The following is a 22,508-nucleotide window of genomic DNA, read 5'->3' as shown; positions in this document are numbered from 1 at the left end:
ATGCAATTGTGCGACCGCGTGGGCCGCGTGGCAGTGCGACCCGAGTCGGGCACTCCGCCCGGCGCTACCTCGGCCGGCGCTTCGCGCTCTCGCGAGCCCGGGCCACGGTCTCCGACTCCCCCGCGACCGGAACGAACTCGCCGAACTTTCGCCGAGCTGCCTCGCCAATCAGGAAGTCGCTCAACCGCGGGTTCTTGGGCAGCAGCGATCCGTGCAGGTAGCTGCCGATCACGTTGCCCGTGCGCGCACCCTCGACTCCGTCGGTGGGATTGTTCCCGGCGCCCTGCAGCACGCGGCCCAGCGGCTCGGATCCGGGGCCGAGCACCGTGACCCCACTGTGGTTTTCGTAGCCGACGATCTCGCCAAACTCGGAAGAATCGAGCACGATGTTCCCGATCATGCGCTCTTCGCCGCCCCGAGTCTCGACGTCCAGCACGCCGATCCCGGTGAGCTCGTCTCCGCCGATCGTGACGAAACGATGACCGAAGAGCTGAAACAGCCCGCAGATCATGAGCATCGGCACGCCGTCATCGGCAAGACGCCGAAATTCCTCCGCACGCGCGGCGAGATCGATCGCAACCCGTCCCTGGCCAGAGTCCTGCCCGCCTCCACCCAGCACGATATCCACCGTCTCGGGCATCGGATCCCCAGGGTTCACCTCGACCACACGCGGCGCGAAGCCGTGCGCCCGGGCCCGCCGAGCGAGCGCCAGGACGTTGCCCCGGTCGCCGTAGATGTTCATGTCGCGCGGGTAGAGCGAGACGATGACCAACTCGCGCTCGTCTTGAGTTTCGGTGCTCACCAGATCTCCTCAACCTCGGTCAGAGTCGACAGTTCCTGTCGCAGCGCCAGCATGGCGGTGTATGTGCAATAGATCCTGCGCGGCCTGCCCGGCGTGCGCTCGCGGAATGCGGCAAGCGCCACTGAGAGGTCCTCCTCGACGCCCCCGACCGCGACATCGTCGTGCTCGAGCCTAAGCGCCATGTCCCACGCGCGCGTGCCGCCGACCATGTCGACGCCCAACGCCGAGAGCGAACCGAAATCGACATCCCAGAGCCACGACATGTCGCGCCCGTCCGCGTACTGGTCGTTGATCGCGATCATCGTGACGCTATCGCCAGCGTCGTATGACGCGAGGCCCAGGCGGAACCCGGCCGGGTTCTTCACGAGCACGAGATCGAGCGGCTGCCCATCGAGCTCGAGCCGTTCGCCCCGCCCAAACGCCGGCCGAACCGTCGACAGCGCGGTGACGAGCGCCCGCATGTCCGCATCGGCACCAAGCGCAAGGCGCACCGTCGCGAGCGCAGCGGCCGCGTTGAACGTGTTGTAGAGGCCCTCGAGTTGCAGTGTGGTCGGCCAGTCGGCCCCGTCCACACGGAATACCGCGGTGTGGTCTCCGACCTCGGTCAGCGTCACATCCGCGACCGGACGAGCCTCGCCGGGCGCCCCCTCGGTTCCCGTCACGGAGGCCTCTGCCCCACCCCGATGGAAGTCGTCGTCGCTCGGGAACATCGCACGCAGCGCCTCCGAGAGGCCGAACTCGCGCACCTCGATCGCCCCGTCCGGCGATCCTGCCGCACGCGCCGCGGCCGTGCCCCCCTCCCGCACCCGCTCGCCGATCGCGGCAAGCAGCGGGTCCTCGCGATTCACAACCAGGCCGTGCGTCGTCGCATCTGCGATGCGCTGGAGCAGCTTCGCCGTCGTGTCGATCTCGCCGAAACGATCGAGCTGGTCGCGCAGCACGTTCAGCAGCAGCGTGTGCCGGGGCTTCACCCGGTCGATGAAGTACATCGCGTGCGCCTCGTCGAGCTCGAGCACCGCGATGTCCGCGGCGAGCTTGCCGCCGATCGAACACTCCTGAATCGCCGCGGCGACGACCCCGCGCGAGAAGTTGGAGCCAGTCTTGTTTGTGAAGACGCGCAGGCCCTGGGCTTCGAGGATCTCGACGATCATCTTGGTCGTCGTGGTCTTGCCATTCGTGCCGCTCACCGCGATGACTCCGTACGGTAGTCGCGCAAGCGTGCGGGACAGGTACCCGGGGTCGATGGTTTCCACCACGAGGCCGGGCAGGGCAGAACCGCCGCCACGCAGCCTTGCGAGCTGACGCACCGTCTTGCCGATCACGGTGGAGAGAAAATCGCGCATGCCTCAAGCGTAGCGGCGCAACGGCGCCGGATCCTGGCGCTCCGGCGCCCGCCGGAATTCTCGCTATCCGAGGGCTGAGGCGCGGGCGTCCTGGCAGCCCGGGCACCAGTAGAGCTTTCGTGCCCCAAACTCCTCCAGCACGATGTTCGCGCCGCACCGTTTGCAGGGGGTGCCCTCGAGTTTGTATACCGAGTGCCGCTCGTCGCGCTCGACGAGGGCCCGCTGATATGCGTCGCCCTCGAGCCCGTCGATCGTGATCATCTGCCCGACCGTGATCCCGATGTCGAGCAGGTGCGCCCAGTCGTCCCAGAGCGCGCCGAGTACGCGCTCCCCCACGGCCTTGGCCGGCGTGTGCGGGTCGAGGCCCGCGCGAAACAGCATCTCGGCGCGGTAGACGTTGCCAATTCCGGCGACGATCGACTGGTCCATCAGTACGAGGCCGATCGGCGTGGACTTCTTGGCGGCGCGTTCGATGAAGCGGGCGCGCTCCGCCGGCGTGTTGGCGTTCGCAGGATCCGGGCCGAGGCGGTGCATCACCGCGTCCACCTCGGCGGGCGTCAACACCTCGCATGCCGTCGGTCCGCGCAGGTCCGCGCACACCGATTCGGTGAGCAGCCGCACCCGCACTTGGCCCACGGGTTCGGGCGGGAAGGTGAGCCCGGCGTCACCCGCCTTGTCGTGTTCAGCCATCCGCACGCGGGTCCGTCTCGGCGCACCGATCGAGGCGACGGAGTCCTCGCCCTCGCGATCGACCGCCCCCTCGCCCGTGCTCGCGCCCTGCATGCCGACCTGACCCAGTTTCGAGTGCCCGGGCGTCTGCCCGTGGATCTGGATCGACGGGTCTACCCGAATCTCGCCCGAGAAGTCCCACGCGCCGTAGATGCCGAGGTGCACCCGCAGCCAGTCGCGGCCCTCGAATTCGAGGAACATCTGTTTGCCGACCGCGCGGGCGTCCGTCATCTCGCGGCCATCCAGGATCGCCGCACCCTGCGCGAAACGGCCCTGGGGGCTCGAGACTCGCGGCTTCGTGCCCACGAAGTTCACCCGAAACTGGCGGGTGATGCGGTGGACGGAGTGGCCCTCGGGCATCGCTTGGCTCCTCGGCGGGTGTGGGGGCGCGGCTCAGCGTTGGCCAAGCCGCGGCCGCGGCGGACGGTTAGTCGAGCTGGTCGACGTGCGCAGCGGCGATGTCGCCGGTCTGCTCGTATTCCCCGAGCTGCGCGATGCGGCGCACGTGCCGCTCCTCCTCGGTGAACGGGGTGGCGACAAACAGGTCGATAAACCGGATCGCCTCGTCGGCGCTGTGCTGGCGCGCGCCGATCGAGATGACGTTGGCGTTGTTGTGCTCGCGCGCGAGCGTCGCCGTCGAGTCGCTCCACACGAGCGCCGCGCGGATCCCTTGGACCTTGTTCGCCGCCATCTGCTCACCGTTGCCCGAACCGCCAAAGACGACTCCGAGCGCCTCGACTCCTTCGCGCTGGTCGCGGGCGACCGCCTGGGCCGCGTTGATGCAGAATGCGGGGTAGTCGTCGAGGGCGTCGTATTCGACGGGTCCGTGATCAACGACTTCGTGACCCGCCTCGCTCAGGTGCTGCTGCACCTGGCGGCTGAAGTCGAGTCCGGCGTGGTCGGTGGCGACGTGAATGCGCATAGGGGTCTTGCTCCTGCTCGGGGTGTGCGTGGGTGGTCGAAAAGATCTAGAACTGCGGGTCGACGGTGCGGCTGCGCTTGAGTTCGAAGAAGGCGGGCACGCTCGCGACGGCGACGACCCCGTCCCAGAGGCGCAGCGCGTCGTCCCCGGTCGGCGCGGGCGACACAACGGGGCCGAAGAACGCGACGCCGTCAACCGACAGGATCGGCGTGCCGACGTCCTGGCCGACGCGGGAGATGCCACTGCCGTGACTCTCGCGCAGGCTCGCGTCGAACTCGTCGCTGTCCGCGTAGGCGGCGTCGGAGGCGGGCAGGCCAGCTGCGGCGAGCGCCTCGACGATGATCGCGTCCCAGTCCGTGCGCTCCCCGGGGTGGATCCGGCTTCCCAGGGCGTCGTACAGGGGCTTGACGGCCTGCTGGCCGTGGGTCTCGCGCACTGCGTTCACGAGGCGTGCGAGGCGGAGCGCGCGGGGCAGGAAGTCGCGGTACGCCTCCGGCAGGTCCTCGCGGTCCTCGTTCAGGATCGCGAGGCTCATGATGTTCCACTGAATCTCGAAGCCGCGTGCCTCCGCGACCTCCCCCGCCCATCGGCTCGTCATCCAGGCCCAGGGGCAGCTGGGGTCAAACCAGAATTCGACGGACGCGGGGACGGCGGAAGTCTCAGTCATGCCTCAATCTTATCTAGGCAGGAACTGGGAACAGACCGTCGATCGCCTCCCGCTGCTGGGCATCCGGCCGCCAGGCGGTGCCCGCCGCCGCGTTCTGGCGCACCTGCTCCGGCGTCGTAGCGCCGGCGATGACGCTCGCGATCGGGGAGTGATCGAGCATCCACCCGAACGTCGCCTCGAGCATGCTCACTCCCCACACCTCGCAGAGCGCCCGATACACGTCAAGGGCGTCCCAGTCGGCCTGCTGGGCGACATGGGGGCGCTGGCGCATGATGCGACTGTCGGCCGGGAAGTGGTCGCGCCTGAACTTGCCGGTGAGGAGCCCGTTCGCCAGGGGGAAGAACGGCAACAGTCCCAGCCCGAAGCGGCGGGCCGCCGGCAGCACCTCCCGGTCGCTCTCACGGTGCACGAGGCTGAACTCGTTCTGGGCGGTGACGAACCCAGTGGCGCCGAGCTCGGCGGCAATGTAGTGCGCGTCCGCTATCTGCCACCCGGCGAGGTTGGAGTGCCCGATCGCGCGGACCTTGCCTTCGCGCACGAGCTCGTCGAGCGCGGCGATGGTTTCGGCGATGGGCGTCGCGGGGTCGGGGTGGTGCAGCTGGTACAGGTCGATCCGGTCGGTGCCGAGCCGGGTGAGTGACCCCTCGACCGCCTGCCGGATGTAGGCTCGCGACCCGGGTCGGTCGTACCCCGCATAGGGACTCTCAACACCGGGGAGCCCGAACTTGGTGGCGAGCACGATCTCGTCGCGCCGCGCGGCCAGCGGGGCGCGCATGAGTTCCTCGCTGCGCCCGAAGGTGTACCCGTACATGTCCGCGGTATCGAACAGGGTGATGCCGGCGTCGAGCGCGGCACCAATCACCGCGTCGGTTCCCGCCTGGTCTTCGGTGGCCGACCCCGGCCGCCCGAAATTGTTGCAGCCGAGTCCGACGACCGAGACACGGAGGCTGGAGGAGCCCAGGGAACGTACGGAGTCGAATTCTGCGTGAGCGTGCATGCCGACAGCCTAGGCTGGTTCGTGGCCCGCGCCGCGGACCATTCTTCCGATTCCCCGAAGGAGCACCGTGCCTGGAGAGAACCTCACCCGCGTCGAAGCCGTGGAGCGCGCCGCCATTGTTCGCACGTCCACCTACGAGGTCGCACTTGATCTCACGCGCGGAGCCGAGACCTACCAGACTGTGACGACCGTACGCTTCGCGGCGACGGCCGGGGCGTCGAGCTTCATCGATGCGATCTCCGAGACCGTTCACTCGGTCGTCCTCAATGGCGTCTCGCTCGACCCCGCGGAGGTCTACGCCGACTCCCGCATCCAGCTCCCCCAGTTGCAGGCGGAGAACGAGCTCACCATTGTCTCCGACCAGCGCTACACGAACACCGGTGAAGGGCTGCATCGCTTCGTGGATCCTGCCGATGACGAGGTGTACCTGTACTCGCAGTTCGAGGTCCCCGACTCGCGGCGCATGTTCCCCGTCTTTGAGCAGCCGGATCTGAAGGCCACCTTCCGTTTCACCGTCACCGCGCCCGCCCGCTGGCAGGTCGTGAGCAACCAGCCCACCCCCGAGCCGACGCCTGCGGGAACCGTCGACGGTGTCGAGATGGCGACGTGGGCGTTTGGCGCCACCCCTGTGATGTCGAGCTACATCACCGCCCTGATCGCGGGCCCCTACCACTCGGTGCACAGCGAGCTCACGAACGCCGACGGTCGCACCATCCCCCTCGGAGTCTTCTGCCGGTCCTCGCTCGCCGAGTACCTCGACGCCGACTACATTTTCGACAAGACGCGCGAGGGGTTCGCGTTCTTCGCCGAACAGTTCGACTACCCGTACCCGTTCGACAAGTACGACCAGCTCTTCGTGCCCGAGTTCAACATGGGCGCGATGGAGAACATCGGCGCCGTGACCTTCACCGAGTCGTACGTGTTCCGCAGCAAGGTGACCGACGCGATCCGTGAGCGCAGGGTCGTCACGATCCTGCACGAGCTCGCACACATGTGGTTCGGCGACCTCGTCACGATGCGCTGGTGGAACGATCTCTGGCTGAACGAGTCGTTCGCCGAGTACATGTCGACGCTCGCGACCGCGCAGGCGACCGAGTGGACCGACGCCTGGACCACCTTTGTTGCGTCCGAGAAGTCCTGGGCCTACCGCCAGGATCAGCTGCCGTCGACCCACCCCATCGTCGCCCCCATCCGCGACCTCGAAGACGTCATGGTGAACTTCGACGGCATCACCTACGCCAAGGGCGCCTCCGTGCTCAAGCAGCTCGTCGCCTGGGTCGGCCAGGAGCCGTTCATGCGCGGCGTACACGACTACTTCGTCAAGCACGCCTACGGCAACACCGAGCTGCCGGACCTGCTCACCGAGCTCGAGGCGCAGAGCGGCCGCGACCTGACCGACTGGGCCCAGAAATGGCTCGAGACCGCCGGGGTCAACACGCTGCGGGCCGAGTTCGAGCTCGACGAGGATGGGCGCTACCGCAGCTTCGCGATCACCCAGACAGCGATCGACGCATACCCCACGATTCGCCCGCACCGCCTGGCGCTCGGCCTGTACCGCCGAAGCGGCGGCGAGGTCGTCCGCGAGCAGCGCATCGAGCTCGACGTCGACGGCGACCGCACCGAGGTGCCCGAGCTCGTTGGCGTCGCCCACCCCGACCTACTGCTGCTCAACGACGACGACCTCAGCTACGCGAAGATCCGCCTCGACGCGGTCTCGCTCGCCACCGCCTCCGATGCGCTCGGCGCATTCCCGTCGTCGCTAGCCCGGGGTCTTGTCTGGGGCGCGATCTGGGACGCGACGCGTGACGGCGAGCTGCCCGCGAGCGACTTCATCGACATCGCGCTGGCACACCTCGGCCGCGAGACCGGCTCGACCACGCTTCGCACGGTGCTCGGGCAGCTGCTGCTCGCCTCGGCCTCGTACGTCGCCCCCGAGCGTCGCGCCGACACGCTGGTGCGGGTCGCCGACGGGCTCTGGCAGCTCGCGGTCGACGCCGACGAGGGTTCGGACGCGCAGTTCCAGTTCGTCCGCTCGTTCGCGCAGCTTGCCTCGACCGACGAGCAGCTCGACACCGTGCTCGGGCTACTCGAGGAGCGCATCAGCCTCGGCGGTCTCGACATCGACACCGACCTCGGCTGGGAGCTGCTCATCTCGCTCGCCGCCGGCGGCCGGGCCACCCGCGCCGAAATCGAGGAGGCGCTGGCCGGCGATCGCACCGCCACCGGCCAGCAGTCCGCGGCGCACGCCCTCGCGGCGCTGCCGACCGCGGCGGACAAGGCGCTGGCCTGGGCCGGGGTGTACGACCAGGCCGGGGCGTCGAACCTCATCATCCGCGCGACGGGGCTCGGCTTCTGCCGCGCGCACGACCGCGAGCTGCTCGCCCCGTTCGTCGCGCCGTTTTTCGACTCGCTGGCTCGCATCTGGGACGACCGCAGCTATGCGATCGCGGAGGAGATCATCGACGGCTTCTACCCCGGGTCGCTCGCGAACTCCGCGCTGCTCGAGGCGACGAACGCCTGGCTCGACGCGAACCCCGACAGCGCGCCGGCGCTGCGCCGCATGATCGCCGAACACGCCGATGGCATCGCCCGGGCGCTGCGCGTCCAGGCCGCGGACCGGCGGTAACGCGTGATCCTCGCGGAGAGCACCGGCTGGGCGGCGGTCACCGAGTGGATGGGCCTGTACGGCATGCCCATCCGCATCCTCGCGATCCTGGTCGGCGCGGTCATCGTGCGCTGGATCCTGCTGGTCGGCCTCCAGCGCACCGTCCAGAAGGTCGTCAGCGGGGTCAAGAAGAATCAGCGGGTCGAGTCGACTCGTGAGATGGTGCAGTCGCCACTGCTTGCGGCCCGGGTGGTGCAGCGCACGCGGACGCTCGGCACGGTCGGCAGCAACCTCATCACCATCATGGTGGCCACGGTGACGTTCTTCTGGGTACTCAGCGAGCTGGGCGTGAACATCACCGCGGTGCTGGCCTCGGCCGGCTTCGTCGCCGCTGGCCTGTCCTTTGGCGCGCAGAACATCGTGAAGGACCTGCTCAGCGGGATCTTCATGGTGTTCGAAGATCAGCTCGGTGTCGGCGACACTGTCGTGATCGGCGAAGTCCACGGCACCGTCGAGATGGTGGGCCTCCGCATCACACAGGTCCGGTCGAGCGACGGCGCGCTCTGGTTCATCCGCAACGGCGAGATCCTGAAGCTCGGCAACCTCTCGCACGACTGGGGCCGCTCGCGCATCGACCTCACCGTCAGCGCGGATCAGCCGCTCGAGGACGTCCAGCGCCTCGCGCTCGACGCAGCGGAAGAGCTGCACCACGACCCGCTCCTCGCCCGGAAGATCATCGGCGTGCCGGAGATGCTCGGCCTGCAGCTGGCCACTCCCGAGGAGCTCACCCTGCGGCTCACACTCAAGACCCGGCCGGGGGCACAGGACGAGATCGGGCGCGCGCTGACGACCCGCATCAAGGCACACTTCGACGAGGCCGGCATTCCCCTCGCGGTGCGATCGATTGAGGGAGGCACCGCGTGAGCGAGCCCGTGAACACCCCGGCCATGCGCGAGCCCGGCGCCGACGACACCGAGGTCGGCGCGTTCCCCGCCGACACCGTGTGGACGCAGGTCGGCGGCGAGGAGACGTTCGACCGCCTAGTGCGCGCGTTCTACCGCGGGGTCCGCGAGGACCCGGTGCTCGCGCCGATGTACCCGGAGGACGACTGGGAAGGTGCCATCTGGCGCTTCCGCACCTTCCTCGAGCAGTATTGGGGCGGGCCGGGCACGTACTCAGAGACGCGCGGACACCCCCGGCTGCGCATGCGGCATATGCCGTTCCAAATCGACCACGACGCCCGCGAGCGTTGGCTGAAGCACATGTCGGCCGCGCTCGACGAGGTGCAACTGCCGCCCATGCAGGACGCGGCGATGCGCGACTACTTCGAACGCGCGGCGCTCGCGATGGTGAATCACCTGGAGCGTTAGCGTCCCCGTACCAGCGCGTGCCCGCGGTCGGTGCTCAGCCGGCTCCAGGTCGACGACGTGTACTGACGCGCGACCGACTCCCCCGAAAGGAATCCCGCGGCCTCCAGCGCGAACGCCGCCGCCGCGGGGATGCCGGGAGCGATCTCCGCGCCCCACACCGAGGCGCGCACCTTCGTCACGAGCGCCTCACCGGGATCCTGCGGGAGCGCCTGGGCAACTCGTTCGATCCCGTCTTTCGCGACCGCCGCGAGCGAGGGGCCGTCGATCGAGGCGACGGGCTCCCAGCCGGACACCGGCGGGAGCACGCCTGCCCACGCAGCAGTGACCTGGTTCGGCGGCAGCTCGATCGTGCGCCCGGCGAAGCTCAGGCGGGCAATACGGTCCAAAATTGCCCGACCCTCGACCAGCGCATCGAACGGCTCGGACGTCTCACCGTCCGTCGGCTCAGCGAGCGCGAACCCGCGCATCACGAGCACGACCGGGGTCGAATCAAGCAGCCCAGCCGGTGCTTGCGTGCAGCCGTACACCGCGAGTACGCCGCCGCGGGCGAGCAGGCGAACCTCGGGCCGAGCCGAGCGCTGCAGGCGTTCCAGGAAGATCTTGAGGTCCTCTCGCGTCGACGGATCGGCAAGCGTAAACGAGGAGGTGGCCATGGGCATCAACGCTACCGGCTCGCACCGTGCTGCGGCGGTGAGTTCACTGGAGGCACCTCCCCCAATAGACTGCGGGCAGGAATCGGATGCAGGGCAAAGGAGCCGACATGGAATCCGCAGCACACACGAGCCGCGTCGCGGTCGTCGGCGCGGGCCTCGCCGGCCTCGTCGCGGCGGCCGAACTGCTCGACCGCGGCATCTCAGTCACCATCTACGACCAGGAGGGGCCCGCGAACCTCGGCGGCCAGGCGCACTGGTCGTTCGGCGGCCTCTTCCTCATCGACTCCCCCGAACAGCGCCGCCTTGGCGTCAAAGACAGCCGCGAGCTCGCCGGCGACGACTGGGCGGCCACCGCAGGCTTTGACCGCGACGAGGACGACGATGCACGCGCGTGGGCCGAGAACTACCTCGACTTTGCCTCCGGCGAGAAGCGTGCCTGGCTGCACGGGCTCGGCGTGCGGTTCTTCCCCGTCGTGGGCTGGGCCGAGCGCGGCCCCGACCGCGCCATGGGCAACAGCGTGCCCCGCTTCCACATCGTCTGGGGCACGGGCCCCGGAATCGTCACCCCCTTCGCCGAACGGCTGCAGCGCGGCATTGCCGAGGGCCGGGCGCACTACCGCCACCGCGTCACCGAACTCCTCACCGAGGACGGACGCGTGACCGGCCTGCGCGGCGAGCGACTCGAGGCGGACGACGCGCCGCGCGGCGAGGCCTCGAACCGCAACATAATCGGCGAGTTCAGTCACCACGCCGAAGCCGTCCTCATCGCCACCGGGGGCATCGGCGGCAACCCCGCGCTCGTCCGCGCGGCCTGGCCCGATCGCCTCGGCGCGCCGCCCGCCGCGATGCTCGCCGGTGTTCCCGCGCACGTCGACGGTGCGGGCCTCGCGATCGCTGAGCGCGCCGGCGCCCAACTCGTGAACGGCGACCGGATGTGGCACTACACCGAGGGAATCATCAATCACTCCCCCGTCTGGAATCAGCACGGCATCAGGATCCTGCCCGGGCCCTCTTCCCTCTGGCTCGACGCAACCGGGCGCCGGCTGCCGGCCACCGCGCTGCCCGGATTCGACACGCTCGGCGCGCTCGAGGAGCTGCGGAAGACGGGCCACGACCACTCCTGGTTCGTGCTCACCCAGAAGATCATCGAGAAGGAGTTCGCGCTCTCGGGCAGCGAGCAGAACCCCGATCTCACGAACAAGGACTTCCGGCTGCTGCTGCAGCGGCTCGGTTCTGGGGCCCCCGGCCCGGTGCAGACCTTCCAGGATCACGGCGTTGACTTCGTGAGCGCGAGCGACCCCGCAACCCTCGCCCAGCGCATGCTTGAGCTCGACGCCGAGGGCGGTCACGGCACCGCGCTCGACCCGGCCGCGGTCGTCTCGGCCATCCGCGACCGCGATCGGGCATTCCAGGATCCCCTCAGCTCAGACCCCCAGGTCGCCGCCGTGCGCGAGGCGCGGAAGTACCTGGGCGACAAGCTCATCCGCACGGCGGCGCCGCACGCGCTGACCGATCCGAAGGCCGGGCCGATGATCGCGGTGCGCCTGCATCTCGTGACGCGGAAGTCGCTCGGCGGGATCCGGACCGCGCAAAGCGGCGCCGTTCGTGGCACGGACGGCGCGGTGATCCCTGGCCTATACGCCGCGGGCGAGGCCTCCGGATTTGGCGGGGGCGGCGTGCACGGCTACCGGGCGCTCGAGGGAACATTCCTCGGCGGCTGCCTCTTCACCGGGCGCACGGCCGGCCGCTCGATCGCCGACGCGCTCGAGCCGCGCCCCGACGCCCGATCCGGCCCGATTCAATAGACTGAAGCCCTACCCCGGCGCGACCGGGCGAACCCCCGGAGGACCCATGCTTGCAGGAACACCGGACCTTGCGGAACTGCTCTCAGTCATCGACTCGGGGGCGCGCACACAGGACGACATTTTCACGGGCCCCGCGATGCCCACGCCGATCGGGCGCGCCTTTGGCGGTCAGGTGCTCGGCCAGGCGATCGCCGCCGCCGCCGCGACCGCCCCCGAGGGGCGCGAGATCCACTCGATGCACGGCTACTTCCTGCGACCCGGCGACGGCGAGCACAAGATGACCTTCGAGGTCGCGCGATTGCACGACGGCCGCTCGTTCTCGACTCGCCGCGCACAGGCCTACCAAGAAGGCCAGGTGTTGATGTCGATGATCGCGTCATTCCAAGAACCCGACGAGGGTCTCGAGCACCAGCATTCCATCGACATTGACGCGGTCACCCCGCCCGAGGAACTGCCGACGGTGTGGGAGAAGTACGGCCACCTGGCCGGCGAGGGCCGCGCCTCCTGGATCCTGAACCGGCCGTTCGATTTCCGCTACGTCGAGTCGGACATCATGCTGCGCGTCGCAGAACAGACGACGACGCAGCGGCTCTGGCTGCGGGCCCGCGACACCATGCCCGACGGGCAGCACCTGCACGCCGCGGCCCTCGCGTTCGCGAGCGACTACACGTTGCTCGAGCCGATCGCCCGCAAGCACGGCATCCCGTGGGCGACCCCGGGCATGCGCGCCGCGAGCCTCGACCACGCGATGTGGTTCCACCGGCCGTTCCGGGTCGACGAGTGGCTGCTGTACGTCCAGGACTCCCCCACGGCGCAGGGTGGCCGCGGGCTCGCACACGGCACGTTCTACGACCGCTCGGGCGCACTCGTAGCGAGCGTCGCTCAGGAGAGCATGCTGCGGGTGCCGCGGGCTGACTAGCGACGCCCGAGGACGAGCGGTTCGTCCGTCCAGTCCGCGATGCCGGCGCGCGCCTCGGCGCTCAGCCGAAGCGGGCGCATCGTGACCCCGTCGACCATCACGACGGCCGTCATGGCGCGCGCATACACCGTGCGCTCAGGACCGCCGACGATCTCGTAGTGCACCTCGAGACTCGAACCGCCCAGCTTACCGATCCACACCTCGATGGTGATGGGCTGCTCGGAGTATTCCATCACCGCGGTGAACTCGATGTGCTGGCTTGCGACCAGCATCTTCGGGCCGTCCGGGTCACTCGCGTTGAAGTGCTGTTCGAGGCCGGTGCGCTCTTGCGCGGCCCCCAGCCAGAACAGGCGTACGCGCGCCTCCTCAAGGAAGCGCGCGTACGCCACGTTGTTCACGTGACCGTACGCGTCCTGGTCCGCCCAGCGCAGGGCGATGTCGACGTGTGCGCGCACGGCGTTCCTCTAGTTCCGCGTCAGCTTGCGGTAGGTGCTGCGCGACGGCTTCGCCGCCTCGAGGCCCATCCGCTCGATCTTGTTCGCCTCGTAGGACTCGAAGTTGCCCTCGAACCAGTACCAGTTCGCCGGGTCTTCCTCGGTGCCCTCGTAGGAGAGGATGTGGGTCGCGATCCGGTCGAGGAACCAGCGATCGTGGGTGATGACCACGGCACAGCCGGGGAACTCGAGCAGCGCGTTCTCGAGGCTCGTCAGCGTCTCGATGTCCAGGTCGTTCGTGGGCTCATCGAGCAGCAACAGGTTGCCGCCCTGCTTGAGCGTGAGCGCGAGGTTCAAACGGTTGCGCTCACCACCGGAGAGCACACCGGCCTTCTTCTGCTGATCCGGGCCCTTGAACCCGAACGTCGAGACGTAGGCGCGCGACGAGATCTCCTGGTTGCCGACCTGAATGTAGTCAAAGCCGTCCGAGACGACCTCCCACAAGGTCTTGTTCGGGTCGATGCCGCCACGGCTCTGGTCGACGTAGCTGAGCTTCACGGTCTCGCCGATACGCACCTCGCCCGAGTCCACCGGCTCGAGGCCGACGATCGTCTTGAAGAGCGTCGTCTTACCGACGCCGTTCGGGCCGATGATGCCGACGATGCCGTTGCGCGGAAGCGTGAACGAGAGGTTGTCGATGAGCACGCGCTCGCCGAACCCCTTCTTGAGGTTCTTCGTCTCGAGCACCAGGTTGCCGAGCCGGGGGCCGGCCGGAATCTGGATCTCCTCGAAGTCGAGCTTCTGACTCCGCTCGGCCTCGGTCGCCATCTCCTCGTAGCGCGCGAGGCGCGCCTTCGACTTGGCCTGGCGGCCCTTGGCGTTCGTGCGTACCCACTCGAGCTCGGTCGCGAGCCGCTTCGCGAGCTTCTGATCCTTCTTGCCCTGCACCTCAAGGCGCTCGGCCTTCTTCTCGAGGTACGTGGTGTAGTTGCCCTCGTAGGGGTACAGGCGACCGCGGTCGACCTCGCAGATCCAGGTGGCCACGTGATCGAGGAAGTACCGGTCGTGGGTCACGGCCATGACCGCGCCCGGGTACTTCGAGAGGTGCTGCTCGAGCCAGAGCACGCTCTCGGCGTCCAGGTGGTTCGTGGGCTCATCGAGCAGCAGCAGATCGGGCTTCTCGAGGAGGAGCTTGCAGAGCGCGACGCGACGCTTCTCGCCGCCCGAGAGCACCGAAACGATCTCGTCCGACGGCGGGCAGCGCAGCGCATCCATGGCCTGCTCGAGCTGGTTGTCGAGGTCCCAGCCGTCAACGGCGTCGATCGCCTCCTGCAGCTCGCCCATCTCGGGCAGCAGCACGTCGTAGTCGGCGTCGGGGTTCGCCATCTCGGCGGAGATCTCGTTGAAGCGATCGAGCTTGCTCTTGATGTCGGCAACGCCCTGCTGCACGTTCTCGAGGACGGTCTTGTCCTCGTCGAGCTCCGGCTCCTGCATCAGGATCCCGACGGTGTAGCCCGGCGTCAGCGACGCCTCTCCGTTCGACGGCGTCTCGAGGCCTGCCATGATCTTCAGGATCGTGGACTTACCGGCACCGTTCGGCCCGACCACGCCGATCTTGGCACCGGGCAGGAACGACATCGTGACGTCGTCGAGAATCACCTTGTCGCCGTGCGCCTTGCGCGCGCGAACCATCGAATAAATGTACTCAGCCATATGCTTTCCGAAGCGCCGGGGCGCCACGAACTCCTCTAAGTCGCGGGTGGGTGAAGAAAGTCAGTGTGGGTTCAGTTTAGCCGGGATTGCGCGAGTGCGAGCTGGTTGCCGGAAACGTGACGCGCTCCCGCGAAGCGCGCGCGGGCGATCCCCGCAGCGCGCCTGCTGGCAGACTGAGGTCATGTCCGATGTTCGCAGGCTGAGCCCGCTCGACGACCAGGTGCCGCGCGGGCGCGTGGCGGTGCCGGACGACATTCGTGCGCTCGCGAACGGCGACCGCATCGAGGCGGTCTGGCGCAACCAGCTGGGCGGCCTCACCTTCCGGATCGATCGCGGAGGACGGGACGAGCGATTCGCGAAGTGGGTGGCCGCGGGGACGCCGGAACTCGACCTCGCGAGCGAGGCGGCCCGGATGCGGTGGGCAGGCGAGCACGCGGTGCAGGCACCGGCGACGCACCGCGGGCCGAGGCTGCGCGTCCCCGAAGTACTCGAACACGGCGCGTCCGAGGCCGGCAGCTGGCTGGTGACCCGCGCGATACTTGGCAGCTCCGCGGTCGCCCCCGAAAATCTGGCGCGCCCAGCCATCGCCGCACGCGCCATCGGCGAGGGGCTGCGTCTGCTGCACGACACGCTCCCGGCCGCCGAGTGCCCGTTCTCCTGGTCGATCGAGCGGCGCCTGGCTGCGGTCCACGAGCGGCTCGACGCGGGCGAGGGGCCGGCGGATTGGTCCCCCGAGTTCCGCAGCCTGTCTGCCGAGGAGGCGCTGGCCGAACTCGCCGCGATTCCCGAACCCGCGCGGCTCGTCGTCTGCCATGGCGACCCCTGCGCCCCGAACACCCTGCTCGGCCCGGACGGCCGATACGTGGCACATGTCGACCTGGACGCGCTCGGCGTCGCCGATCCCCTCGCGGATCTGGCGATCGCGGCCTGGAGCACGGTCTGGAACTACGGACCGGGCTACGAAGACGACGTCTACGCGGGGTACGGCCTGCGACCCGACCCGGATCTGATCCGCGGGTACCGCCTGCTCTGGGACCTCAGCTAGCAGGCGAGGCCGGGACGCCCGCCCGCGGCTCGCTCTCCGCAGCAGGCGAAGCTGACCCGAAGGCGGCGACAATCTCCTCGTGCGGCAGGCGGTAGCTCGCGTGTCCCGCGCGCCCCACCATGTCCTCCGCGGCGACGAGCACGTTGAGCACGCTCTCCTCAACGGCCTCGACAACCGCCTCGTAGAGCGGGTCGATGGCGCCCCAGGGCAGGAATGCGAGGTGCTCCAGCGGCGACGCCTCCCCCGGGCCCTCCATCCGGGAGCTGAGCGCTCCCGGATTCGCGGTCGAGAATGCGAGAAAGATGTCGCCCGAAAAATGGCTGCCGGTCGTGCCGCTGCGGGCAAGCCCCAGCGGGACGCGACGGGCGAGCGCCGCGCACTGTCCGGGCAAGAGCGGTGCGTCGGTGGCCACAACGACGATGACGCTGCCCGCGCCGCCGACCGCGCGGCCTCCCCCATCGGCCGCGAGCCAGTTCTGATCCTGCTCTATGGGGCACGGCGCCGCTGACTGCTTACCGAGCGACACACCCCCGACGCGTAGCTCCTTGCGCGAGCCGAAGTTTGCCTGTGTGAAGACGCCCAGCGTGTACTCGGCACCCCCGATCGGGACCACCCTGGACGCGGTGCCGCTGCCGCCCTTGAATCCGTAACAGTTCATGCCGGTGCCGCCACCGACGTTGCCTTCCGCGACTGCGCCGGGGCTCGCCGCGTCGAGCGCGGCCCCGGCGTCCGCCGACGACACGTGCTGGCCGTTGATCTCGTTCAGGTAGCCGTCCCAGGTCTCCGCGACGACCGGCAGCATCCATTGCGCGGCGACCTCACGGCTGACCCTGGCGAGCCACTCGTCCACCCCGCGGTGCACGGCCCCGACCGAGTGGGAGTTGGTGATCGCGATCGGCAGCGCGAGCGACCCCGACTCGTCGATCCAGGCGCGGCCGGTCATCTCGCCGTTGCCGTTCAACGAGTAAGTGGCGGCCGCGCACGGCACGCCGACCCCGCTCTTGCCCCGGGGAAGGATGGCAGTGACGCCGGTGCGCGCCGTCGCCGTTTCGGTGTCGCGGATGATCGTCACCATGCCCACTTCGACGCCCGGCACATCAGTGATGGCGTTGAGCGGACCGGGCGCCCCGTCGAGGGCAATCCCAAGATCCCGCGCGCGAATCGTCGGGGGCCCGTCCTGAGTGCTGCGCATCACAATTCCCATCTCATTCTAAACTCGGTTCACAGATTCTGACACAGGCCGCTGCGACGAATGAGATTCTGTAGAGATACTCTGTGGACTGAGTTCAAGGTATCTCTGACCAGCGGCTCGCTTACACCAGGGCGTTCGACCGTGCGCACTCCAGGACGCACGGCCTCGGTGATGGAGATCCCGCTCCTCCCACCCCTCCAACGCTCGCCGCTCGAGCGCCAGGTCGTGCTGTTTCGCACGCTGATCGAGATCGGTCAGGCCCTCGGAGAATTCGAGCCCGTGTTTTCGTCCGATGAGATCGCGCGCTGCCCCGCCTAGCCCCGCCCCGACGATCTGGAACCGCGTCCGCTGCGCGCCTCTACTGGGGAGTAGCCCGAGCAACGCCTGCCATTCGCCATTACAGCGCCTTTGCGAAGCAGCGCGAGCGAGGCAGGCCGCTCTTGTACGGCTCGTAGACGGGAATCTCGAGGTAGCCGAGCTTGGTGTACATCGCCACGGCCTCGGGCTGGCGGTCGCCGCACTGCAGCACCATGCGTTCGGCGCCGCGCGCCGCCGCGTACTCGTGGGCTGCACGCATGACACGACTGCCGACCCCGGTACCGCGGTACTGCGGGGCAGTAATCACCCGCTTCACTTCCCACTCGCCGCGGTGGTCTCGGAGCATCACGTGCGCGGCAGCCGTGCCGTCCGGCGCAAACGCCATAAAGGTCGTGATCACCGCCGCGGGATCGACGCTGAGGCAGTCCTCGGCCAAGACTACCTGCTCCGGGGTCAGCGCGTCGAAGCTGCCCGCGTAGCGCTCCGACATCTCCGCGCTCATCGCCTCGCGGATCGCCTCGCCGCGCGGGTCCGCGAAGGGGACCTCCCGAACCTCGAAGTCGGCGGCGCGCAGGAGCAAGTTCTCGTTCACTCAGAAATGATATCCCGGCGGCGCTCGAGGGCTCCGCCCACCCGAGGCCCGATTCTCCCTACCAGTCGATGGGTCGCGTCGTACCGATGATGCAGATGTTCTTTTCGGGGCCGAGCGCCGGGGCCGCCTCGGCCACCAGGCTGCGATCCCCGGTCACGAGCTGGCCCAGCAGGCACGATTCGCCCACGCGGACCGACACGAAGATGTTGTCGGCAACGAGATCGGTGCGCGTGCGATCAAACGATACCTGCATCGCGGCGCGATCAAACCCCGCAGCGACGAGTGCGTCCACCACAGGCTGGCCCTCAATCGGGGCGCCTCCCCCGGCAAACGCGAGCAGCGTCTGCTGAAAGAAGGGCAGGTTCTCCTCGGCAGTGCCGCCGGGGACGAGCGCTACCGGTTCTGCCGGAGCCGTGGGAGCCGGGCGCACGGGGGCATCGGGGGCGGGGCCCTCGAGCAGCGCGCATCCGGTGAGCAGCGTTGCGGCGAGCGCGATCGCAGCGAAGGCGACCCCCGTCCGGGCCGTCGCGCGGGAAGGACTCATGGGCGGGTGCGTGGTCACGGTTCAGAGTCTATCGAGCGACCTCCCCACTCCCTGAGCATCACCGCACCCGGCCGGGACCGCACGGCGCGCTGGGCATCTACGCGTCGGGGAACAGCTGCCGCGCGCGCTTCAGGAGGGCTTGAAACTCAAGGATGTCCAGGTCTGCGATTTCCCGAAAGGTCACGGCGGCCGCCCCGACGCGCACCTTGCCCAGCCGATCAGGGTGGAGCTGCACGAGATACTTGCCCGACTCCGCGGCGTTCACGTACACCGAGAGATGCCGCTTCTGCTCGGCCATGCCGACCAGAAACCAGTCGATGCCTGCACCCTTCGGACGGGGTTGCCGGATCAGCCCATAGCCGACAATCGCCTGATCGGTGCCGCCCCACATCCTTCCGCGCCAGAGTGTTCGGCGTATGCCCGGCAACGCTGCCCGGATCAACGCGTCAAGCTCGACGAGCTCCGCACTCCGCTCGGCGCCCCGAAGGAATGCGTCGATGTCCTCGTCTACGATCTCCATGGCCTGAGCCTAGTTCGCTGGCAGACAGACTTGGCAAAAACACTGCGTTGCACTGCGGCGACGCCAATCACGCCGATCACTCAGCGAATCAGTAGGGTGGTTCGGCCGATCCGGCGCTCGCGCCGACCATCTCGCCGATGTCCGCAGATTCCGGCAACTCGCCCGGGGATTCGTCTCTCGCGTCGTCGCCCACTGCCGAGGCCGCCATCTCGCTCGCCGCCCCACCTTCGCCCGGCGTCGACTGCGCCCCGGGCACCCGGGTGAACTTGCTGATGCCCCAGCGCAGGTCGTGTCCGAGCGCATCCGCGTCGACCTCGACCGCGACGCCACTTTTGCCTTCGTCGTTGTGCCACGGGCGCACCTTGAGGCGGCCGCTCACAAAGATGCGGTCGCCCTTCGTGAAGGACGCGTGCGCGTGGTCAGCGAGCCCCCGGTAGGCGATGACGGTCAACCAGCTCGGGTCGCCGTCGACCCAGGCGTTGGCCTCACGGTCAAAGCGTCGCTCACTGCACGCGAGTCGGAACCGACAGACGCTCGCGCCGGTGCCAGTCTGGCGCCGCTCGGGGACAGTACCGATCGTGCCGACCATGCTGATGGGTGTGTTCATGTTGCGCTCCTCGACTCGGGGCCCAGTTGGGCTGTTCTTGGCGAGGGGGTCGCGCGGGCCGTGCCCCGGCTTCCGCGCGACGCCCTCGAACTCATCCTGAGCGAGGGCGGGCGTCGGCGGGGGCGAATCCCAAAAATGTGGATAGGTACGTGAACCGTTGGGGGTGTGAGCGACAAATGCGCGGCCGCGCGGGCAGACCGCAGCGCCCGTCACGCCCTTCTCGCTACGCGTCCGCCAGGTAGTCGGCGAAGCGTGCGCGGACCTTGTTCACCTTCGGCACGGCCACCGCCATGCAGTACCCCTGCGTGGGGTTCTTGGCGAAGAAGTCCTGGTGCTCCTCCTCCGCGGGGTACACCCGGCCGAGCGCCTCCATCTTGGTGACGATCGTGCCCGGCCACCACGCGGCCGCGCGGTTGCGCGCCGACTCGAAGACCTCGCGCTGCGCGTAATCGATCGGGAACATCGCCGAGCGATACTGCGTCCCGACGTCGTTCCCCTGCCGATTGAGCTGGGTCGGGTCGTGCATCGTGAAAAACGCATCAAGCACGACACTCGGTGGAAGTACGCTCTCGTCGAACGTCACCTCAACCGCCTCCGCATGCCCGGTCATCCCGGTACACACCATGCGATAGTTCGGATCCGGCGTGCTGCCGCCGGTGTAGCAGGACACCACGCTTTCGACGCCGCGCAGCGCCCGGTAAGCCGCGTCCAGGCACCAGAAGCACCCACCGGCCAAGACGTACGTTGTACTCACTTTCGCCACCACCCATCAGCCGGGGTCACCGGCAACCGTCGTTTGTGTTCGGTGCCAAGGTATCGGCGCTCAAGATTCGCGCTTGCCTCCTCGGACACGTCTTCTCCCCTCAGGTATGCGTCGATCTCGGGATAGCTCACACCGAGGCTCGACTCGTCCGTCTGGCCCGGAAGCTCATCGAGCAGGTCGGCAGTCGGCGCCTTCTTCCAGAGGCGCTCAGGCGCGCCCAGCTCCTGCAGGATCGCCGCGCCCTGACTTTTCGTGAGGCCCGCAAGCGGCAGAATGTCCGCCGCACCGTCGCCGAATTTCGTGTAGAAGCCCGTAATCGCCTCGGCAGCGTGGTCGGTCCCGATGACGAGAAGACCGCGGTCCCCGGCGATCGCGTACTGAGCGAGCATGCGTGCGCGAGCCTTGGCGTTGCCCTTCGTGAAATCAGTCAGCGGCTGACCAGTGCCCGCGTCAACGGCGGCCGCGAGGGCGTCGACCGTCGACTTGATGTCCACCGTGACCGCGTGGTCCGGCTGAATGAACGAAAGCGCGAGCTGCGCGTCCGCCTCGTCGGCCTGCACTCCATAGGGCAGGCGCACCGCGGTGAACTCCGCTTCGCGCCCCTCGGCGCGCAGACGCTCGACGGCGAGCTGGGCGATCCTGCCCGCGAGGGTAGAGTCCTGACCGCCCGAGATGCCGAGCACGAAGCCGCGCACCGGGGGCACGCTCCGCGCATAGTCCACTAGGAACTGGATGCGACGCTCCCCCTCGGCCACGGGGTCGATTTCGCTCACCGGGCCGAGTGCGTCGATGATTTGTTGCTGTAACTCGCGCATGAGGCCAGGCTACTCTTCGAAGTCGCCTTGCGCCGTGATCCTGGGGCAAGATTCGCCGCGGGCAGAACACACTTAGCGGGCGTACCCGCGCAGCCAGTGATCCATCTGCGCATACGCGGCGGCGCGGACGGTCGGCCGCGAGAGAAACACGTCGTGCAGCGCGTCCGTAATGCGTGACACCGTCGTGCAATCACCGATGTCGAGGCTGCGCTTCGCAATCGCGTCGACTTCGAGAACGATGTCCGATCGCAGCATCTGATCGTTCCAAATGGGCGAGAACGTGCTCTTATCCGAGAGCATCACCAGCACCGGGATCGTCAGCCCGAGCCCCGCGGCGACCGCCTCGTGCCCGCGGATAATGGCCTGCAGCCACCCCGCCGAGATGGGATAGCTGCGTTCACCGCGCAGCCGCGGATCAAACTCCCACTCCCCGTAGTAGTCCTTCGACAGCGAGCGATAGTAGAAGCCGGGGTCAACGGTGCCGAGCGCGGTCCGCGGGTGGATCCTGCCGAGCAGCGAGACGAACGGGGTGAGTACCATCCGTCCGACCTCCTTGGTCTGCAGCTCCAGCCATGGGCTGTTCAGGATCAGGGCGTCGGCCCTCCCCGGGTGCCGTGACGTCCAGTACGACATGACGAGACCCCCCTGCGAGTGGGCGAGGATGATGAGCCGACGCTTGCTCTTCGGCACCCCCGTGGTCGCCGGGTCGCCGTGGCCGAGCACCGTGAGGGCGCGCTCGATCTCTTCGTCGTACACCTCGAGCCGATCAAAGAACCCGGGCGTTTGGCCCTCGCGGAGGCTGCGCCCCGTGCGCCGCGGCTCGAGCGCGACGAAGCGGGCTCCGCGTTCGCGCCAGAAGTCGGCGAGCTCGCGCTCGAAGAAGTGGTCGCTCCATCCCGGGAAATAGAGCACATCCGTGTCACGCGCGATGCCGAACAGCCGCGCCCGAAGCCCCGGGCGGGCGCCCTCGATCAGGGTGGCGACCGTGGGCCCCGGCTCCTCGGGAGTGTCCGGGGTGAGCTCGAGGGTCAGGCGACGATACGGATCGCCCATCAGATCGGGCTGCCATCCGTCCGCCTCAGCAAACCCCGGCACACCGAGACCGAGCACCGGACCGACCTTGCTGACTGTAGCCATGCCCCCAAGGTATCGG

At 68.6% G+C, this 22,508-nt stretch carries 24 protein-coding genes; 7 read left to right on the top strand and 17 right to left on the bottom strand.

Going from position 1 to position 22,508, the window contains the following annotated elements; translation table 11 throughout:
* Positions 1 to 64: 64 nt before the first annotated feature.
* The 6 genes from JW030_RS05330 to JW030_RS05305 all read right to left on the bottom strand — a co-directional run bounded on the left by JW030_RS05330 (position 65) and on the right by JW030_RS05305 (position 5,460).
* Positions 65 to 802, bottom strand: a complete 738-nt coding sequence (locus JW030_RS05330; protein ID WP_256434442.1) for a type 1 glutamine amidotransferase — start codon at positions 800 to 802, stop codon at positions 65 to 67.
* Positions 799 to 2,145 carry a Mur ligase family protein gene (locus JW030_RS05325; protein WP_188044960.1) on the bottom strand — a complete coding sequence of 449 codons (1,347 nt, stop codon included), beginning with the start codon at positions 2,143 to 2,145 and terminating at the stop codon, positions 799 to 801. Before JW030_RS05325 ends, JW030_RS05330 begins: the two co-directional genes overlap by 4 nt.
* A gap of 63 nt (positions 2,146 to 2,208) precedes the next feature.
* On the bottom strand, positions 2,209 to 3,234 hold the full coding sequence (locus JW030_RS05320; protein ID WP_188044961.1) for an Fpg/Nei family DNA glycosylase: 1,026 nt from the start codon (positions 3,232 to 3,234) through the stop codon (positions 2,209 to 2,211).
* A gap of 67 nt (positions 3,235 to 3,301) precedes the next feature.
* Positions 3,302 to 3,796: a ribose-5-phosphate isomerase gene (locus JW030_RS05315; RefSeq protein WP_188044962.1), complete on the bottom strand. Its 495-nt coding sequence runs from the start codon at positions 3,794 to 3,796 to the stop codon at positions 3,302 to 3,304.
* Positions 3,797 to 3,842: 46 nt separating this feature from the next.
* Positions 3,843 to 4,463, bottom strand: coding sequence for a DsbA family protein (locus JW030_RS05310; RefSeq protein WP_188044963.1), 621 nt, complete (start codon positions 4,461 to 4,463; stop codon positions 3,843 to 3,845).
* Between the two features lie 13 nt (positions 4,464 to 4,476).
* Positions 4,477 to 5,460, bottom strand: coding sequence for an aldo/keto reductase (locus JW030_RS05305; protein ID WP_188044964.1), 984 nt, complete (start codon positions 5,458 to 5,460; stop codon positions 4,477 to 4,479).
* A 67-nt stretch (positions 5,461 to 5,527) separates the two neighbouring features.
* On the opposite strand from JW030_RS05305, the gene pepN reads away from it, so the two are divergent.
* The 3 genes from pepN to JW030_RS05290 are packed head-to-tail and all read left to right on the top strand — an operon-like array spanning position 5,528 to position 9,435.
* Positions 5,528 to 8,086: an aminopeptidase N gene (gene pepN, locus JW030_RS05300; protein WP_188044965.1), complete on the top strand. Its 2,559-nt coding sequence runs from the start codon at positions 5,528 to 5,530 to the stop codon at positions 8,084 to 8,086.
* Between the two features lie 3 nt (positions 8,087 to 8,089).
* Positions 8,090 to 8,989 (top strand): mechanosensitive ion channel family protein, encoded by a 900-nt coding sequence (locus JW030_RS05295; RefSeq protein WP_241095572.1) that lies wholly within the window; start codon positions 8,090 to 8,092, stop codon positions 8,987 to 8,989.
* 23 nt (positions 8,990 to 9,012) lie between these two features.
* On the top strand, positions 9,013 to 9,435 hold the full coding sequence (locus tag JW030_RS05290) for a globin (protein WP_188045051.1): 423 nt from the start codon (positions 9,013 to 9,015) through the stop codon (positions 9,433 to 9,435).
* Here JW030_RS05290 and JW030_RS05285 read toward each other — a convergent pair.
* Positions 9,432 to 10,088: a hypothetical protein gene (locus JW030_RS05285; RefSeq protein WP_241095571.1), complete on the bottom strand. Its 657-nt coding sequence runs from the start codon at positions 10,086 to 10,088 to the stop codon at positions 9,432 to 9,434. The genes JW030_RS05290 and JW030_RS05285 overlap by 4 nt on opposite strands.
* Positions 10,089 to 10,195: 107 nt before the next feature.
* Here JW030_RS05285 and JW030_RS05280 point away from each other — a divergent pair, with 107 nt between their 5' ends.
* Positions 10,196 to 11,893 (top strand): FAD-binding dehydrogenase, encoded by a 1,698-nt coding sequence (locus JW030_RS05280; protein WP_188044967.1) that lies wholly within the window; start codon positions 10,196 to 10,198, stop codon positions 11,891 to 11,893.
* 46 nt (positions 11,894 to 11,939) lie between these two features.
* Positions 11,940 to 12,812, top strand: a complete 873-nt coding sequence (locus JW030_RS05275) for an acyl-CoA thioesterase II (protein WP_188044968.1) — start codon at positions 11,940 to 11,942, stop codon at positions 12,810 to 12,812.
* Here the strand turns inward: JW030_RS05275 and JW030_RS05270 are convergent.
* Positions 12,809 to 13,267 carry a thioesterase family protein gene (locus JW030_RS05270; RefSeq protein WP_188044969.1) on the bottom strand — a complete coding sequence of 153 codons (459 nt, stop codon included), beginning with the start codon at positions 13,265 to 13,267 and terminating at the stop codon, positions 12,809 to 12,811. The two genes, JW030_RS05275 and JW030_RS05270, sit on opposite strands and share 4 nt — an antisense overlap.
* Positions 13,268 to 13,276: 9 nt before the next feature.
* Positions 13,277 to 14,959 (bottom strand): energy-dependent translational throttle protein EttA, encoded by a 1,683-nt coding sequence (ettA, locus tag JW030_RS05265; RefSeq protein ID WP_188044970.1) that lies wholly within the window; start codon positions 14,957 to 14,959, stop codon positions 13,277 to 13,279.
* Between the two features lie 181 nt (positions 14,960 to 15,140).
* On the opposite strand from ettA, the gene JW030_RS05260 reads away from it, so the two are divergent.
* Positions 15,141 to 16,004 carry an aminoglycoside 3'-phosphotransferase gene (locus tag JW030_RS05260; RefSeq protein WP_188044971.1) on the top strand — a complete coding sequence of 288 codons (864 nt, stop codon included), beginning with the start codon at positions 15,141 to 15,143 and terminating at the stop codon, positions 16,002 to 16,004.
* Here JW030_RS05260 and JW030_RS05255 read toward each other — a convergent pair.
* Positions 15,997 to 17,208: a P1 family peptidase gene (locus JW030_RS05255; RefSeq protein WP_188044972.1), complete on the bottom strand. Its 1,212-nt coding sequence runs from the start codon at positions 17,206 to 17,208 to the stop codon at positions 15,997 to 15,999. The two genes, JW030_RS05260 and JW030_RS05255, sit on opposite strands and share 8 nt — an antisense overlap.
* A gap of 129 nt (positions 17,209 to 17,337) precedes the next feature.
* Here JW030_RS05255 and JW030_RS05250 point away from each other — a divergent pair, with 129 nt between their 5' ends.
* Positions 17,338 to 17,514, top strand: a complete 177-nt coding sequence (locus JW030_RS05250) for a hypothetical protein (protein WP_188044973.1) — start codon at positions 17,338 to 17,340, stop codon at positions 17,512 to 17,514.
* A 79-nt stretch (positions 17,515 to 17,593) separates the two neighbouring features.
* On the opposite strand, the gene JW030_RS05245 is transcribed toward JW030_RS05250, so the two are convergent.
* The 7 genes from JW030_RS05245 to JW030_RS05215 form a co-directional block, all read right to left on the bottom strand.
* The gene (locus JW030_RS05245; protein WP_188044974.1) at positions 17,594 to 18,106 is read right to left on the bottom strand and encodes a GNAT family N-acetyltransferase; all 513 of its coding nucleotides are present in this window, start codon (positions 18,104 to 18,106) and stop codon (positions 17,594 to 17,596) included.
* A gap of 58 nt (positions 18,107 to 18,164) precedes the next feature.
* Positions 18,165 to 18,668 (bottom strand): hypothetical protein, encoded by a 504-nt coding sequence (locus JW030_RS05240; RefSeq protein ID WP_241095570.1) that lies wholly within the window; start codon positions 18,666 to 18,668, stop codon positions 18,165 to 18,167.
* Between the two features lie 79 nt (positions 18,669 to 18,747).
* Complete coding sequence (locus JW030_RS05235; protein WP_188044975.1) at positions 18,748 to 19,170, bottom strand: DUF1801 domain-containing protein; 423 nt, start codon at positions 19,168 to 19,170, stop codon at positions 18,748 to 18,750.
* Between the two features lie 88 nt (positions 19,171 to 19,258).
* Positions 19,259 to 19,777 (bottom strand): single-stranded DNA-binding protein, encoded by a 519-nt coding sequence (ssb, locus tag JW030_RS05230; RefSeq protein WP_188044976.1) that lies wholly within the window; start codon positions 19,775 to 19,777, stop codon positions 19,259 to 19,261.
* Between the two features lie 223 nt (positions 19,778 to 20,000).
* On the bottom strand, positions 20,001 to 20,531 hold the full coding sequence (msrA, locus tag JW030_RS05225; RefSeq protein WP_188044977.1) for a peptide-methionine (S)-S-oxide reductase MsrA: 531 nt from the start codon (positions 20,529 to 20,531) through the stop codon (positions 20,001 to 20,003).
* Entirely contained in the window at positions 20,528 to 21,355 is an 828-nt protein-coding gene (gene nadE / locus JW030_RS05220; protein ID WP_188044978.1) for an ammonia-dependent NAD(+) synthetase, read from the bottom strand. Before nadE ends, msrA begins: the two co-directional genes overlap by 4 nt.
* A 72-nt stretch (positions 21,356 to 21,427) precedes the next feature.
* Positions 21,428 to 22,492: an alpha/beta hydrolase gene (locus JW030_RS05215; protein WP_188044979.1), complete on the bottom strand. Its 1,065-nt coding sequence runs from the start codon at positions 22,490 to 22,492 to the stop codon at positions 21,428 to 21,430.
* Between the last annotated feature and the right edge of the window lie 16 nt (positions 22,493 to 22,508).

It is taken from the genome of Leucobacter sp. CX169, from assembly GCF_017161405.1.
GTDB lineage: Bacteria > Actinomycetota > Actinomycetes > Actinomycetales > Microbacteriaceae > Cx-87.
Note: the sequence above shows the minus strand (reverse complement) of the source record. Positions and strands in the feature narration are given on the sequence as shown.